Genomic DNA, 16970 nt, shown 5'->3' on the forward strand with positions numbered 1-16970 from the left:
GGTTTCTTGGAGCAGAAACTGTATTATCTTCCCTTAACAGCCAAGTTCTCTGTTTCTAACGAATATCTTGCAGAATTCTCAACAAGCGGCAAAACTTGCTGTGGACTTAAGTCCACGCGTCATAGCTCCAATCCCTAAAAGTCCCAAGAAACACATCCTGTGAGTTGAGCTTTTGATGAGGACTGGGTAAAGTTATGTATCACACTCTAGGCGATCGCACAATAGCCGAACTTTTCCAGCCTACTCCTAACCCGTTGCATCATTCGTGAACAGCCAACAGCGAAGCAAGCTCATTTAAAAAGTATTGGGCTTATTGAGTACTCAGGACTCGGAGAAATTCTAGCGGTAGACCATCGCTGTCGGCAATAAAAGCCACTTCGTAAACCCGTGAACCGATCATTTGTTGAGTCGGTTCCAAAAGAATTTTCAGGGGTTGCAACGCTTCCGGGTTTTTGCTTGATGCTTCGGCAAAGCCTTCTTGTAAGTTGCTCAACCAAGTCGGGAGATTCGCTACCGCATCGGTGAGATCGAAAGACAAATGGTAATAGCCAACATAATGTTCGTCCCCAAAGGCGTCGGGCGCAGGACGGGGTTCGGGAATCTGAATCAGTTCGATCCGCCCTCCTAACCCTTCCATCCAGCAAGCGAGAGTAATACCGGCTGTGAAGCGTTCACAGACGGTAAATCCCAGTTGTTCGTAGAATGCGATCGCGCGATGAATGTCTGCTGTGCGAATTGAAGCGTGGTGCATCGGATTTTGGATTGAGTGACTCAACCTCCAATCTAAAATCTAAAAGAGTCGTGTCTACTCAAAAATTCGGAAGTAAGGATAACGCACGGGTATCCCTGGTTCTTTTTCCAAATCAAAATTGATCACTTCCCAGCAAGGCTCTTGTTCCGGATCGGGGCTGAATTCTACTGGCAATCCGTAAAGTCTGGGTTTAGCGGGTTCTGAAGGCGATCGCCAAGGTGTGCTACGCTCCAGGTAAGCACTCACTAACTCCTTATAACGACTGGCAATAATCACCCGTGTCGCTCGGTAGCCTTGAGTGTAGAGCCGGTCTAGCGCTTCGTGAATTTCAAAACGAATTCCGTCCGGATGCGTGTGTTGTCGATACCACTCATCGTTCCACTGACGCCAGTGACGTCCGGATTGTAAATGAATCAATTCCCCAGTTTTTGGGTCTGCCTCAAAGGCACCATGACGTGGACACAGATAAGTATCGGTCAGGGTCAATGCCGGAATCATCTGACGGCAGTGAGGACACTGAATCTCTGGACCAAAGATGGGGTACTGCAAACTTGAATTGATCATTACATACCTATAGCCGTCTTTCCCTTGTGTGCTAGCCCTGTGGCTTTATTATATCTAGGGATCTGTTTGCTTCAGAAGATGTTTTGAGCAAACATATTGAATTAACTCTAGATTGTGAACGAGCTCAATAAGCAATTCTCATTAACTACTTCTTTCTGGTCACCTCCTGACCTCTCTCCTGCGGCGTTTATTGCCCCGAATGCGGTTGTCATGGGTCAGGTCGTACTAGCCCCTGGAGTCAGCATTTGGTACGGTGCCGTTGTGCGGGCCGATGTTGAGCGCATTGAGATTGGTGAATGCACAAATATTCAGGATGGGGCAATTTTACATGGTGACCCCGGCAAGCCCACCATTCTTGAAGACCATGTTACGGTTGGTCATCGCGCTGTGATTCATTCAGCTTACATTGAACGCGGTAGTTTGATTGGCATTGGTGCCATCGTGCTAGATGGTGTGCGTGTGGGTACAGGTAGCATTGTGGGTGCTGGTGCGGTGGTGAGTAAAGATGTTCCCCCCTTCTCGCTGGTGGTTGGAGTTCCGGCTAAGCGATTACGCGATATTGCTGAAGCGGAGGCGTTGGGACTGATTGAACATGCGCGTCGTTATGAAAAACTGGCTCTTGTTCACGCTGGGAAGGGAACCGATTTAGGGTTTGCCAAGCCTGACTAAGCGGGTGGGGGATGAGGGATGGGGGAAAGATACACTACTACGTTTGACTACGACTGTGTATAAGGCTCGTGCATCCATCAGCGGACTGATACCAAGTTGCAGTCAAAGATGGCAGGCTGTTTTCCCTGCTCCCCTGCTCCCCTGCTCCCCCACTCCTCCGCTCCCCCACTCCCCCACTCGCCAACTCCCCCACTCCCCCGCCCCCCCACTCCCCCGCTCCTCCACCTGACAAGCCCAATTCCTGTGTCTGGTTCAATTCAAGAAGTCCTATGGCAAACTATGCCAATTTGCTTAAAAATGGAAAAATGAGAATAATTCAAAAAACTTCAAGCGTTAAGGCAAAGGACTAAAAATATGGACATTGATTGGCGTGTAGCAATAGTTTTGTCTCCTATCCTCCTGGCAGCAGGCTGGGCACTCTTCAATATTGGTGCGGTTGCCCTGAGACAAGTTCAGGGGTTTCTCGGTAAATCCTGAACCGTACTGAGTACATCCTAGAACGAAGCCAGCTAACCAAAGACTTCCAGAGGAAAGCTGGCTTTATTATTGAAGAGTGTCAATATTGGGGAGTGTAGATGTTGGGGTATGGGTTGAACCTCAAGGGAATTCTTTTAAGTTGCATTGACTCAGTGCGATGGTGTCAAGAGATCTGGGTCGAGAACAACATTTAAACAGAACTCCAACCCAGAGCATTGGCTACCTGACTCGCCAGGGTCAAAGGATCGAAGGGCTTGGTTAACACCGCTTTTACCCCTAACTCGGCAAATCGGCGCTGTTCAGCAGCTTGTACCTTCGCTGTCAAAAAAACTACAGGGATGTCCTGGGTGGCAGCATTCGCCTGTAGTTGGTGAAAGGTCGTGGGGCCGTCCATGTCTGGCATCATCACGTCTAGGAGAATGGCATCTGGCTGCTGTGTCTCAGCTTTAACCAAACCTTCACCGCCGCAAGCCGCCGTCATTACTTCCCATCCTCCTACCGTCTCCAGGCAAAGTTGGGCGACTTCCCGGATATCATCTTCATCATCGATGACTAGAATTCGCTTTGTTGTCATTATTGATTTTGTTGTCACTTAGCTATCAGCTGTTAGCAATTAGGCAGAAGGAAGCTTTTGGGGTTTTCCTATGATTACCATAGTTTATGCCTATGGTTAGGACATCATACTGAGTTGCAGCCTAACGTAGATTTAACAAACCACAGAGTCAGTCTAGGACGCTGAGGTAAGAGAGAGAGTGAGTGATCCGTTTGAATGCAACTTGCTCTCATACTGCCGCCGCCTTACTCATGTATCGCGCTCAGGTTTGGTCACGATTCGGTTTAGCAGGGCAATCACACGCTGCTCAAAGTGTTCTGGGGTAATTCGGCCTTTGGTGAAAAACTCCGTAGGCCCTAACGCCAAGCGATCGCGCTCTGCCTTAGTCAGCTCCTGTGCCGAATATACCACCACCGGTACCTCGTGCAAACAGTCATACAGCCGCAGCCATTCCACTACTGCATAGCCATCGACTTCAGGCAGCACCAAATCGAGTAACAATAAATCGGGAAGCACATGCTGACTCATTTGAATCGCCTCTCGCCCAGACGTGGCGTGATAAGCTTCAATCCCATGACGCTCAAACATCGTCGTCAGTACCCGCCCTAAATCTAGGTCATCTTCCACCACCAAAACGCGAGTCACCCTAGCTTGCTGCTTTAACGACTGCTTAATGGTTTCAAATAGGGTTTCCATCGTCAAGGGTTTGGACAGCCAGTTTGCCACCTCTGGATGAGAGGATTTATCCTCCTCCGATAGCCAACCACTGAAAATAATGATGGGAATATGTTTCGTATCGGGCTGTTCCTTAAGGATTGCCATTGTCTCCCAGCCATTCATGCTAGGCATAAGCAAATCCAACAGAATCACTGACGGTTGTAATAGCGCCGCTTGAGCAATCGCTTCTTCGCCTGAGGCTACAGCGACAACTTGGTATCCCCGACTTTCCAACACGAGTTTGATTACCCCATGCATTGATCTATCGTCATCACACAGTAAAACTAGAGGAGGCGATAGAGATGGGGAGTATATTTTTTCCTCAACTTCGCTACTTTTAGCCAAAACTGGCAAAGTGAAACAGAACGTGCTGCCCTCATCCAACTTGCTCTCAACCCAAATAGAACCCTCATGTTGCTGCACAATGCTGCGGCAAATCGCCAAACCCAAACCCGTGCCGCCTTTATCGCGAGAATCTGAAGCGTTGACCTGTTGAAATCGCCCAAAGATGGTTTCGAGCTTATCTTCTGGAATGCCCCGTCCGCGATCGCTGACTTTAAAGAGTATCTGTTTTGATTGGGCAGCTAGGGGTACTGGGCTACAAAACAACGTAGAGTTAAATCGCTCCTCACTCAAGATCTCTTCTGCCTCTTGCAGTTCAGCAACGATCTCAACAGTTGTATTCGCAGGCGAAAATTTGATCGCGTTACTAATCAGATTGGTGAATACCTGGATAATGCGATCGCGATCAACCTGTATTTGAGCCTCTATCGGAGAAACAGCAAGGGTAACCCCTACCTTCTGAGCCATGGCTTGCATATCTTCCACGGTTTGCACCATTAAGTCGTGTAAGCTACAGACTTCTTTCTCCATTTGGATTTTGCCCGACTCGATGCGCTCAATATCCAGGATGTCGTTAATCAGCCGAGTTAGACGGTCAGTATTTCCTGCTGCAATTTCCAGCATCCGTTGTGCCTTTTGCGGTTGGGTGGTTAACAGTCCACCCGCTATCAAACCGAGTGACCCCCGAATGGCTGTCAGAGGCGTCCGCAATTCGTGACTGACGACCGAGATGAATTCATCTTTCATCCGTTCAATGGCAAGGCGTTCGGTAATATCTCTGAAGGTGATCACTGCACCCACAATCGGAGAGGGAGTGAGGGAGTGAAGGTTAGTTCCCCGTCCTAGATTTGAGTTGAGCAATTCTCCCACTCTCCCATCCTCGTATGAGCTCCGGCTCCATCCTCCCATCCTCGTATGAGCTCGAGTCCCGCTCTCCCGCTCTGTCATGGGAGTAGCAATACACTCAACCGGGAAACAGGAGCCATCTTTGCGCCAAAATACCTGCTCTTTGAAGTGTTGGACTTGACCATCTTGGAGTACCGCCTGGAGGAACGTCTCTTCCAAGGTACAGGGAGTGCCGTCTTCCCTATGGCACAACCGAGCAGGGATGGGCTGGTTGATCAGTTCTTCTACCTTATAGCCCAGCATTTTTGCGGCGGCGGGATTGACAAAGGTGATGTTTCCTCGCGAGTCTACCCCACAGATGCCTTCCCCGGCTGAATTTAAAATTAACTCGTTTTGATGGCGTAGCTGTTCTAGTGCCTCAGTGGCTGAGTAACGCTCGATCTCATTACCAATCCACTGTGCCATTAGCTTCAACAATTCTTTGTCTACGGCGTTGAACGGCTTACGTGAAGGAACATGGCTACAGAAACAAAGTATCCCGTAGACGCTATTGTTCACAATCACTCGCATCCCAATGTAGGTTTCCATTTGGAACTCGACATAAGCTGGATGATCCCGCCACTCGCAGGTACTGGCGTTTTGAATGCAAAGCGGTTCTGACATTCGTAAGGCTTCTAGACAATAGGACTGTCTGGCATCAAAGACAGCACCAACGGCAACGGAGTTGTCTGGCGTTTGGGCAGCGATAATCTCGTAGCGATTGCTCTCCAAATGAGCTAAAAAGCCAAAGTCTAGACCAAAGTGCTGGCAACCAATCGCTAACATCTTTTGGAAGCATTGGTTCAGGTAGAGTTGCCCCGCTGCTGTTACTTCGCAAAAAGACCGTAGCATGGTTTCGCTTTGTTGCAACTCTTGCTCTGCGTTTTTGCGTTCGGTGATGTCGTTGTTAATTTCTAGAATTTTGACGGGGATGCCGTACTCATCTCGCTGTAATGCCCAACGGCTGGCTACGATAAGGCGAGAGCCATCTGCTCTGGTATGCACGAGCTCCCCTTCCCAACGCCCATAGCGTAACAGTTCGGCTTCGATATCCTCTAGCGGTTGGGGGAATTCAGATTGTAGCAAGGTGCGGACCTTTTGACCGAGGGCTTGCGCTCTCGTATAACCATACATTTTCACCGCCCCTTGGTTCCAAAAAATAATGCGATCGCTCAAGTCACGTACCATAATGGTGTCGTGAGCCAAATCCAGCAGTTGAGCTTGAGCTTGTAAGTCGGCTTCTGCTTGTTTACGAGCGGTGATATCTCGAATTAAAATTTGCACGGCGGGTTTGCCTTCGTAGACAATACCGACGAGGATTGACTCTACATCAATCATTTGCCCATCAACGCGTACCATGCGAATTTCTGCTAGGGATGCCTGCTGCCCTTGTTCCTGAACTTGCTGAATTCGCTGCTGCACAAATGCTCGGTTAACGGGATGAATTCTGTCTAACAGGGCTGTGCCAATGAGTTCTTCACTCCCCGCCGCCCCCAAGAGTTTAACTCCTGCGGGATTGATGTAAGCAATATTCCCTTCGCTTTGAACAAGGATAGTCTCAGGAGAAAGTTCCACTAACAGGCGATAGCGTTCTTCACTCTCTCGCAGTGCCACTTGTGCTTTCGTTCGTTCTTGTTGTGCCTGAGCCTCTTTCAGGGTAACGGATAAGTAGTCAGCCATTTCGATCAAGGTAGCGACTTCATAAGGACTCCATTGGCGAGGTTCTGGTGAGTTAAAGCACAGCAAGCCGACTAATCCATCTGTATCGTGACGCAGTGGTACCTTGAGTAAGGCTTTGGTGCCATTGGCAATCCAGGCACTAGCCACAGGGGCTAGCTTGATGTCACTCAAAATATCTACAACGATTTGTGGCTGGTTGCGGCGTAAAGCACACAGATAGTCGGGTGCCGCCTTTAAATCGACGACAAACCCCTGCAATGGTGGCATTTCGGGTGGTGCGATCGCCTGAATGACTCTCAAAATACCTTGTTTGTCAATAATAGAATAGGCAACTCGCAGATGTTTAAAATGTTGGCTTAGCTGTGTAACCACCCGTTCAATCACTTGCAAAGGCGGCATTCCGGTGGTGATTCCGGTTGATATGGTGTTAATTAGCTTTAGAGACACTTGGCTTTCGTACAATCCCATCTCTGCGGCTTTTCGCACAGCGATTTCCTGCTGCAATTGCTCGTTAGCCTGGATTAATTCAGCAGTACGTTGTTGTACTCTTACTTCCAACTCGTCCTTACTATCCGTCATGAATCAGTTTAATAATAGAGCTTAAAGATTGAAATAGAGACGGTTTTACTTATGTCTGTAGCCTTGAGAGCGAACTTTTTGGCTACATCATAATAGGCCGTTAAATATTTTTTATTTTGATATTTCTTATGCAGGAATCTGAATCAAAAACTCTGTGCCTTGTCCTGGATTAGATTTACATCTCAACATTCCTTTGTGATTTTCGACCACAATTTGATAGCAAATTGCTAACCCTAATCCTGTCCCCTTGCCCACGGGTTTAGTGGTAAAAAATGGATTGAATATTTGTCGTATATCCTTTTCTGTCATGCCCGTTCCGTTGTCAGTAATCCGTATTAACACCTCATCCGGTTCTAGAACCTCAGTTTTAATATGAATTTGCGGCGAGAAGGAAAGATTTGCGGCAAGACGCTTTTCTATTTCTTCATCTATCGCCTCAATGGCATTATTAATAATATTCAAAAAAACTTGATTAAGCTGTGCTGCATAACATTCTACCAGAGGTAGATTGCCATATTGTTTAATAATTTTAATAGCAGCTATTCCTTGTTTGGATTCGAGTTTATTTTGCAAAATTACAAGAGTGTTGTCAATGCCCTCATGAATATCAACTAGTTTTTTTTCGGCTTCATGGTGACGAGAAAAATTTCGCAAAGAGAGAACAATTTGACGAATTCTTTCTGAGCCATTTCTCATAGAAATTAGAATTTTTGGCAAATCAAATTTTATATAATCTAAATCTATTTTTTTTACTTCAAGTTGAATTTCCGGAGTAGGATTTGGGTAGCTTTTAACATAGAGATTTACTAAATGTAGAATGTCCTGAATATATTGATGAGCATAGTTAATATTGGCATGAATAAAGTTGACTGGATTGTTGATTTCATGAGCAACACCTGCAACCATTTGTCCGAGAGCAGACATTTTTTCACTTTGTACTAATTGAGCTTGGGTCTGTTTCAAATCTTGCAAGGCTTGCTGAAGTTGAAGGGTTTGTTCTCTCAATTGAGCTTCTGAGCGCTCCAAAGCTTCTTGTGCTCGTTTGCGTTCGATAAACTGACCGATATGGCTGCCAATCGCCGTCATCATTTTGAGCAAATCTTTATCGAGCGGATGAAGTTCTTGGTTGAATAAGGTGATAACACCCAGGATTTTCTGATCGCTAGTAACCGGGAAACCAAAGGCTGCGTGTAAACCGTCTTTTTCTGCAATTGGGGCTTGCAGGAACAGGTCATCTTGAATGACATCAGAAATCCATTGGGGAGTGCCGCTAGCCCAGACGCGACCCGGTAGACCCATTCCCGGTGCCAAGGTCATCTGCTGAGAGGTTACCTGAAATTCTGCAATTGAGATGGAATCGACCTGCCAAGTGTCAAGGCAACACAGTAGGGTAGCGCCTCCTTCTTCCCCTATCTCTTCTATGCCCCAAAATTGACCAAATTGCCATCCCAGACTCTCGCAGAGGGCTTGTAAGATTTTGGAAATAGCATCTTGAGTGGTGGTTGCTTGTGCCAAGACATGGGTTGTAGCCTCAAGGGCGTTGGTGAAGCGCACCAAGCGGTCTGTATTATTGATGGCTATTTCCAATAGGCGTTTGCCTTGGTCAGATTTCGGGTCTAATAATCCACCGCGCAAAAGTCCCAACGCACCTCGAATTGAGGTCAACGGCGTGCGGAGTTCGTGACTGACATCTGAGACAAATTGATTGGGTTGAGTGGGTGATACGTTACTTGAATAAGAAGGTTTCCCAGTCCCAGTTTTGTGATTGATGTTGTTATCCGTCATGTGCAGCATGTTTACATAAGATTCAATTAATCATAAATTTTAAAATTTTCAGGGTTGTAAAATTAATTTTTACAAGCCGTTGAAGGCCGCTTGATTAACTGTAAAGATTATGCAAAGTGTATTACAGTATGACCCATGGCCTTCAGGAGATTTATCGGTGATAGCAAATCCAGTATTTTTTTCCCCTGTCTTCGTATGAGTTCCCGCCCTGCTTCCCTGCCTGTCCCGGAATCAAGGGGTTTTCTGACCGGATTTAGTATGAAAGGTAACTCGCTCTAAGTTTTAAGTACAAAGAGGATTTGGAAGTTGTATCACAAAAGCGAAGTTCCCCCCCTAGCAGAAGAACTTCGGAACTGAAGCAGAGTTGTCAAGCCTGGGATGATGGGAGTGCCTTGAAGAGAATGATGCGCTATGTTGTCACTAACGCACCCTATCCGATTAAGATGATTGCTTTTTCCCATGACCTTTTAACTTTTATTCGTGTTCGACCCGAAACACGTTAGCGTAGAGATTGGCAATAATCTGCTTGCCCTCCTGCGTTGTCTCTAAGTATCGCAAGGCTGGCTGAATGTACGGATATACACCCTTCCAATAAAAGTTTGGGTAATTCTTCCGTAGATCGCCAGGATTGGAGTAACCCAAAGACTTATTCACGCCTGTTTCTTCAAACTCATAGAATAAGGCAGGAATTTTTTGTAGGTAACGTGGGTCACTAAGTTGACCAATCAAATCAGCCGCTCTGACTAAACCCGGATAGTTGATGGTGTCGGAATGCTCCTCGTCTAGAGGTACTGGGAAACGAGTTATCTCAATATAGCGTTGGATAACTTGGGCATCAATGAGATTGTGCTTGCCGAAGCGTTCGCTAATAAATAGTTTGCCTCGATCAACATGAAAAGGAGTCAAGCTAGCGTCTGTGGAGCCACAATCCAGCAAGAGCATGATGTCTTCTAAACCAGTGGCATATAAGCTTTCGTCTTCTTTGTCTTGCTGACAGACTCCCTTGATGTAGCCAATGTCATGACACAGCAAGGCAATGATGAAATGCAACCAATCCTCACAGGAAACACCCCCTTCCCGGATGTGTTTGCCTCGCAAAACTTCCTGACCGACTAAGCTTACTAAGATAGTATGCTCGATGTTGTGATAGAGAGCATCACTATTGGCAATGATTTCCAAAGCCATGTTTGCAGCCCAGCCCAAAATGTCTGCATAGTTCGGTTTGAGGTTACCGTAAGTCTGGCGATAGCCAGCTTTCAGGCGTTCAACACAGCTATTAATTAAGACGGCTGTTGGATTAAACATCTTAGTATCCTCTGAAAAAAATTAACCTAACTTGGTGAATCAAGTTCATGAAGACAGGTGCTTAACCTATCTGTTAATAGATGGATGAGTTTTTAGGTTAGGCTTAGACTTCACAAAAAAATTAAATGGATTATTTTACTCTTCTCTTATTTTGGATAAAATTCTAGTAATTAGGAATCAAGAAACCTCATAATTTTATTGGATATTAATGGAGATATGGAAAGGGGGAAATCTTAAATAAAGCAAAAACTCAGTAAACCTCATGAAACCTCATAAAAAACGATGAAATTTGGTGATTAAGCTCAATAATAAGCCAGATTATCTACTTAAGCTTAAAGTTAGAGTAGTATAATTTTTAGCAAAACGTTTTTACCCTTAAATCAGAATTTTTGGGAAAAGGAGTCAAGGGTAATAGAGAAGCCGCTCGTCAAAATGCCCTTTAAACTTAGTGAAGACTTGAGGCGAAATACAAGGCACTCAATCTGATCTTAACAATTAAGGATTTATAACAGTTGTGATCGATATCAACAATCTGAGCGATCTATGTCTCAACCGAAATAGAAAATGAAACCCTAGCCTTGAACAGTCAGCTTTAGTATGAATTGATTCCTTAAATCAAATTTCTGGTTATTGATTAAAAAAAAATCCTAATTTTACAAAGAACAATGAAAGCTGAAGACGCACTAGAGTTTGCCGATAAATTAGTTTACGCCAAAACAGGAAAACATTTAAATGACTTAGAGAGGACAGTATTCCTTGGGTCTTACGAAGACTTGACTTATGAGGAAATTTATCCTCTCAATCCTGAGTATGTAGAAAGATACGTTGGTTATAGATTATGGAAAAAGCTGTCAAACGTATTAGAGGAAAGAGTTAGCAAAAAAATGTTTCGAGGCGCGCTAGAGCGGGCTATCAAGAAACAGTCCTTGCAAGTCGAAGAAGTAGAGACAAAACAGAGAGTTTTAATCTCGCATTGGGCACAAGAGCCAGACTTGACACTTGCCTTGCAGTTGTGTGAAGCGGTTCAGGCTGCTAAACACCAAACCTTTAGGGCAACTGTAGGGTCAACTAGCAGAGATTTACCCACTTGGGAAGAAGATTGGATCGCTCAAATCGATACAGAATTGAAGTTGTGTGACTATTTTTTGTTGCTATTGTCTCCTCAATCTGCCGTGAGTGAGATGGCGATTGAGAAGTTGCGGCGGGCTAAAGAGTTGCGTGATTCCCGCCCAAACCACAAGCCTCTGGTACTAGCGATTCGTGTTAATTGTTCCCTCAATGCGCCCTTGAATCATGACCTACGTAGCTACCTTCAGGGCATTGGGCAGCGTGAATGGAAATCGCCTGCTGATACTCCAAAACTGATTCAAGAAATCCTGAATTTGTTGACAGAGGGAGAGGGTGGAACCGGAGATTTCGAGAAAAAAAGTGAGTGGGCGAAAGAAAAATTTGGAGATGGAGAAAGTGTAACACGATCAATCTCAACCCCTCTCAACTCTTCTACGATTGCCCTTGATAGTCCGCCGCTCCCTGTGGCAGAACCAGAGTTACCCAGTGGTCAAGTGCGCCTCGCTTCTGCTTTTTATGTAGAGCGAGTTCCTTATGAAGCTCTCTGTTATAAGGAAATTCTACATCCAGGGGCTTTAATTCGGATTAAAGCGCCCAGACAAATGGGCAAAACGTCTTTGATGGCGAGAATTTTATATCATGCCAAAGAGCAGGGATATCGCACAGTCCCCCTCTCTTTTCAACATGCTGATGCAGAAGTTTTCAGCAGTTTGAATCAACTCTTACAGTGGTTCTGTGCCAGGATTACTCGCAAGCTCCGTTTACCTCATCAGGTTGAGGATTATTGGACGGATACTTATGGAAGTAAGGATAATTGTACGGATTACTTTCAAGATTGCCTATTACCAGAAACCGATAGTCCCCTGGTATTGGGTTTAGATGAAGTTGATCGCGTTTTTCAATACCCAACCATTGCTGATGATTTTTTTGGCTTACTGCGAGCTTGGTATGAAGAAGCTGGGTATGGTGATGGCGACTTGTGGGAAAAACTCCGATTGGTTGTGGTGCACTCGACGGAAGTTTATGTTCCGTTGAATGTGAATCAATCACCATTTAATGTGGGTTTGCCGATTGAATTACCGGAATTTATACCTGAGCAGGTGCAAGATTTGACCCAGCGGCACGGTCTAAATTGGAATTCCTCTCAGGTGGAGCAACTCATGTCTATTGTCGGTGGGCATCCTTATTTAGTCCGGGTCGCACTTTACCATATGGCGACGGGACAACTTACCCTCGATCAATTATTAACCCTAGCCCCCACAGAAGCGGGACTTTATGGCGACCATCTGCGCCGACATTTGTGGCATCTCCAGCAGCATCCGGAGTTAGCCGCCGCATTTACTAAAGTTGTGACGACTCATGCACCTGTGGAATTAGAGTCCGTGCTGGCGTTTAAGTTACACAGTTTGGGTTTGGTACACTTACAAGGAAATTATGTTACGCCTCGATTTGATTTGTATCGTCAATATTTTTATGAACGGTTAGCGACAACTTAAGGAAAATTGCCTTGTCAAAGTTTTGGAGCTTTTTCTTACCCTTGAGAGTCGTTCACAAGATTTTGCCGGGAGCGGGAATAGGCGCTTTGATAGGAGTAGGGGCATGGGTGTATTTACAATAGCAGCTCTCCCAAGCTGGGCGCTAGATTTTGGCCAGTACGGTGAGTTAGGCAATGGCGCTGGCTGTCGGCTAGACGATTGGCACAATTTGGGGCTGAGTCTCCGGCTGATTTTGGGCGGGCTGGATGTTTGTGGCGGCAATGACTGGAATGACTTTTGTGAGTCGCTGATGGTGCTGCCACCAGCCAGTTGTCTGGCGAAAACTCACCTCAAACCCAAATGAATTTATGGCACAAATACAACAAGGGGATAGCATCCATGATTGAGGATACTGTATTTTCGACTCAGAAACATACCCTAAGTAAAACGCCAAATCCAGATTATCACTACAAAGTTGGAGGGCATTTGCCATTGGATGCTCCTAGCTATGTCGTGCGACAAGCCGATTTTGAACTTTATGAAGGGTTAAAGGCTGGGGAATTTTGTTATGTTCTCAACTCACGACAGATGGGGAAAACCAGCTTGCGGGTACGAACCATGCAAAAACTGCAAGCCGAAGGATTTGCCTGTGCAGCGATTGATTTGACGAAAATTGGTAGCCAGGATATTACCGCTGATAAGTGGTACAACGGGGTGATCAGAAGTCTGGTGAGAGGATTTAATTTATTAGACAAGGTTAATGATCGCACTTGGTTGCGCGATCGCGAATACCTGCCTCCGGTGCAACGCCTAAGTGAGTTTATCGAACAGGTGCTGCTGCCTTCCGTCAGCCAAAAAATCGTCATTTTTATAGACGAAATCGATAATACGCTCAGCTTAAATTTCAAAACAGATGATTTTTTTGCCTTTATCCGGGCTTGCATTGAGTATGATCGGCTAACATTTGCCCTATTGGGAGTTGCTACCCCTTCAGATTTGATTCAAAACAAAATTCGCACCCCGTTTAATTTGGGACAGGCGATTGAATTGCAGGGTTTTGAATTAGAAGAAGCACAGCCTTTAGCTGAAGGCTTAGCCCTGAAATCTCACTATCCCCAAGCCGTGTTGAAAGCGGTATTGGATTGGACAGGAGGACAACCGTTTCTCACGCAAAAACTTTGCCACTTCATTGTTACCTCGGAATCTCCTATACCCATCGGTGGCGAGGAACTATGGGTAGAAAATTTAGTGCGCTCGCGGATTATTGACAATTGGGAAGCGATGGATGAACCCCCTCATCTTAAGACGATCCGCGATCGCCTGCTGCGAATTGGGCAGCGTAGCCGTGCGCTACTCGATCTCTATCAGCAAATTTTGGAACACGGTGAAATAGAAGCCACCGGCAGTCCCGATCACTTGGAATTGCGATTGTCCGGGTTAGTTGTCAAGCGAGAAGGAAAATTAAGAGTTTGTAATCGTATTTATGCCTCTGTATTTAATCTCAGCTTGGTGAAAAAAGCCTTGGTAGACTTACATGCCGAATTTATGCAACTGGTCACCAAGCAAGAACAACGATTGTTATCGATGCTCAGTATGATGAAGGGGAAAGGATTTGATGAACTCCTTCATGATATTTTAGGTTCCATTACTCTTAAAATCTGTGAATTAGTGAGTGTAGACCGCACCACTATTTTATTTGTCGATGAAGACCAAAAAGAACTATGGTCAATTATTGCCAGGGAGGGTAGCAGTCGATACCCGGAAATTGAAATTATAGCCAGCAAAGAGACAGAAGGGCGGGTCATTAATTTCAAAAAATTGGTAAGTACGCCTTTTAATTTTTGTGAGGATACAGATAGCACCTATGATAAGCGAGGCGCAGGAAATGGTTACCATACCTATAATGAATTGCTGCTCCCTATCTTAAATGAACAGGGAGATTTGGTCGCGGCCGTTCAGTTACTGAACAAATTGAAGCCTATCAATAATCCCGCCGCTCCCCTTTCAGAAAGAATTGACAAACTAGGATTCACCACCGCTGATCAAAAACAGTTTGAGGATTATGCTCCTTCAATCCGACGTGTTTTAGAGCGATGTCAAGATTGTTATAAACTCACCCAAAAGCTACACGCCGCAGAAGCGCTCACGAAAGCAACACGTTACCTCTCTGAAAGTTTGGATTCGGATGAAATCCTAGGACGAGTAATGGATGCCGCCAAAAAACTCATGAATGCCGATAGAAGTACTCTATGGCTGCTAGATCGCGAGGCTAATGAGTTGTGGACAAAAATACCTTTTGAAGATGGCTCCGTGAGGGAGCTGCGGGTACAGGTTGGACAAGGTTATGCCGGTAAAGTTGCCGCAACCGGTGAACCGCTAAATATTGCCTTCGATCTTTACGATCACCCCGATTGTGGAACCGCGAAAAAAACAGATCAACAGACGGGTTATCGAACTTGTAGCTTACTCTGTATGTCGGTTTTTAGTCCAGATGGTGAACTGTTGGGTGTTACTCAATTAGTAAATAAAAAGAAACCCGGTGAGTTTCCTGACTACGACCCTGCTGATTGGCCAAAAGCACCAGAATGCTTTAAGGCAAGCTTTGATGCCAACAGCCAGAAATATATGGAAATATTCAACGCTCAAGCCGGGGTTGCGCTGCAAAATGCCAAGAAGTTTGAGAGGGTCAAGGAAGAGGTAAAAACTCACAAAGAAAATGTAGTCAGTCAAACCCTATCCATGCTTAGTAAAGTCATGGAAAATGAAGGATTTGATGACGTTCTTGATGCAACTTTGCGCTCAATGACCATAAAAATGGGGAAATCCCTGAGAGCTGATAGAACCGCAATTTTCTTATTAGATGAAGAGAAAAATGAATTGTGGTCGATTCTCGCGGAAGAAGATGATGAAGGCGAACGCTCTTTAGAAATTCGGATTCCTGCGGATAAAGGAATTGTGGGTCATGTGGCATCTTGCAAGCAACTCGTCAATATTCCCTTCGATTTTTATGACGATTCGCGCTCAATTACAGCTAAAGAACAAGACAAGAAAAATGGATATCGTACTTATACAATGTTGGCCTTGCCCTTGTTAAACGAGCAAGGTGATTTAGTGGCGGTTGTCCAGTTACTCAACAAATTAAAACCGGGATATCACCGTACAGCTTCCTTAGCCGAAAAAGTGGATCAACAGGGCTTTACCAAAGCTGATGAACAAAAGTTTGCGGAAGACGCTCCTTTGATTCAAATGATACTAGAAAGCTTCCGTTCCTATCACAAAACAACCCGAGCTCAACGAGTAGCGGCAGCACTCATGGCTGCGACCCGTTCTGTCAGTCAGAGTAGTTTGGAACTTAACGAAATTCTCCAGCGGGTGATGGAAGCCGCCAAGAAACTGATGAATGCTGACCGTAGCACCTTATGGTTGATCGATGACAAAGCTGGGGAATTGTGGACAAAAATTCCCTTTGAAGATGGTTCCGAAAAAGAACTGCGAGTGCGGATAGGAGAAGGTTATGCCGGTAAAGTTGCAGAATCGGGTAAACCGCTTAATATTCCCTTTGACCTGTATGGTCGTCCAGATTCAGAAACGGCTAGGAAAACCGATCAAAAAAGTGGTTATCGCACCTATAGTTTGTTGTGTATGCCTGTTTTTAGTCCTGATGGCGATTTGATTGGTGTCACTCAGTTAGTGAATAAGAAGAAACCCGGTGAATTTCCTGACTACGACCCAGCCACGAATGGGATTGAAGCACCGGAACATTTCCGAATGAGTTTTGATGAAAGTGATGAAAAATATATGCAAATATTCAATAATCAAGCTGGTGTTATTTTACAAAATGCTGAGCTTTTGGCAGAGGTGAAGCGCCAGGAGCAAACACTACGAAATAACCTCAATCAAGCGTGATTGACGATACTAAATGTGTTCCAAGAAAGTTTGGGTTCGGGTAAAACTGCCCTACCCTTGTAATCAGTGCTGGGTCAAACTAGATTTGAAACTGTTCAAATGGAGGCCGTCTAGCATCTGTCTTACTCAATCCTTAGCAGGTGTACTTCCTTTACAAATACAAATTCGCTACCCTTGTGTCCATCTTTACCTTTTCTGGGATTGTTTTTTCTGC

At 45.3% G+C, this 16970-nt stretch carries 11 protein-coding genes; 5 read left to right on the top strand and 6 right to left on the bottom strand.

What is annotated here, in order from left to right:
- Positions 1 to 310: 310 nt before the first annotated feature.
- Together NDI48_21635 and NDI48_21640 are read right to left on the bottom strand one after the other, a co-directional pair.
- Positions 311 to 751: a VOC family protein gene (locus tag NDI48_21635; protein MEP0833772.1), complete on the bottom strand. Its 441-nt coding sequence runs from the start codon at positions 749 to 751 to the stop codon at positions 311 to 313.
- A gap of 54 nt (positions 752 to 805) precedes the next feature.
- On the bottom strand, positions 806 to 1315 hold the full coding sequence (locus NDI48_21640; protein MEP0833773.1) for a TIGR02652 family protein: 510 nt from the start codon (positions 1313 to 1315) through the stop codon (positions 806 to 808).
- Positions 1316 to 1429: 114 nt separating this feature from the next.
- Between NDI48_21640 and NDI48_21645 the strand changes: the two genes are divergently transcribed.
- On the top strand, positions 1430 to 1984 hold the full coding sequence (locus NDI48_21645; protein ID MEP0833774.1) for a gamma carbonic anhydrase family protein: 555 nt from the start codon (positions 1430 to 1432) through the stop codon (positions 1982 to 1984).
- Positions 1985 to 2344: 360 nt separating this feature from the next.
- A complete protein-coding gene (locus NDI48_21650) occupies positions 2345 to 2461 on the top strand; it encodes a photosystem II protein Y (GenBank protein MEP0833775.1) in 117 nt (38 codons plus the stop codon).
- 190 nt (positions 2462 to 2651) lie between these two features.
- Here NDI48_21650 and NDI48_21655 read toward each other — a convergent pair whose 3' ends face one another.
- From NDI48_21655 to NDI48_21670, 4 genes are all read right to left on the bottom strand, one after another.
- A complete protein-coding gene (locus NDI48_21655; GenBank protein ID MEP0833776.1) occupies positions 2652 to 3035 on the bottom strand; it encodes a response regulator in 384 nt (127 codons plus the stop codon).
- A 228-nt stretch (positions 3036 to 3263) separates the two neighbouring features.
- Positions 3264 to 7217, bottom strand: coding sequence for a PAS domain S-box protein (locus NDI48_21660; protein ID MEP0833777.1), 3954 nt, complete (start codon positions 7215 to 7217; stop codon positions 3264 to 3266).
- A 126-nt stretch (positions 7218 to 7343) separates the two neighbouring features.
- The gene (locus NDI48_21665; protein MEP0833778.1) at positions 7344 to 9011 is read right to left on the bottom strand and encodes an ATP-binding protein; all 1668 of its coding nucleotides are present in this window, start codon (positions 9009 to 9011) and stop codon (positions 7344 to 7346) included.
- Positions 9012 to 9476: 465 nt separating this feature from the next.
- Positions 9477 to 10307 (bottom strand): metal-dependent phosphohydrolase, encoded by an 831-nt coding sequence (locus NDI48_21670; protein MEP0833779.1) that lies wholly within the window; start codon positions 10305 to 10307, stop codon positions 9477 to 9479.
- 665 nt (positions 10308 to 10972) lie between these two features.
- Here NDI48_21670 and NDI48_21675 point away from each other — a divergent pair.
- The 3 genes from NDI48_21675 to NDI48_21685 all read left to right on the top strand — a co-directional run bounded on the left by NDI48_21675 (position 10973) and on the right by NDI48_21685 (position 16756).
- Complete coding sequence (locus tag NDI48_21675) at positions 10973 to 12871, top strand: AAA-like domain-containing protein (protein ID MEP0833780.1); 1899 nt, start codon at positions 10973 to 10975, stop codon at positions 12869 to 12871.
- Positions 12872 to 12974: 103 nt separating this feature from the next.
- Entirely contained in the window at positions 12975 to 13214 is a 240-nt protein-coding gene (locus tag NDI48_21680) for a hypothetical protein (protein ID MEP0833781.1), read from the top strand.
- A gap of 35 nt (positions 13215 to 13249) precedes the next feature.
- Entirely contained in the window at positions 13250 to 16756 is a 3507-nt protein-coding gene (locus NDI48_21685; GenBank protein MEP0833782.1) for a GAF domain-containing protein, read from the top strand.
- Positions 16757 to 16970: the final 214 nt, after the last annotated feature.

Origin of the sequence: Microcoleus sp. AS-A8 (assembly GCA_039962225.1) — a bacterium.
Classification (GTDB): Bacteria; Cyanobacteriota; Cyanobacteriia; order Cyanobacteriales; family Coleofasciculaceae; genus Allocoleopsis.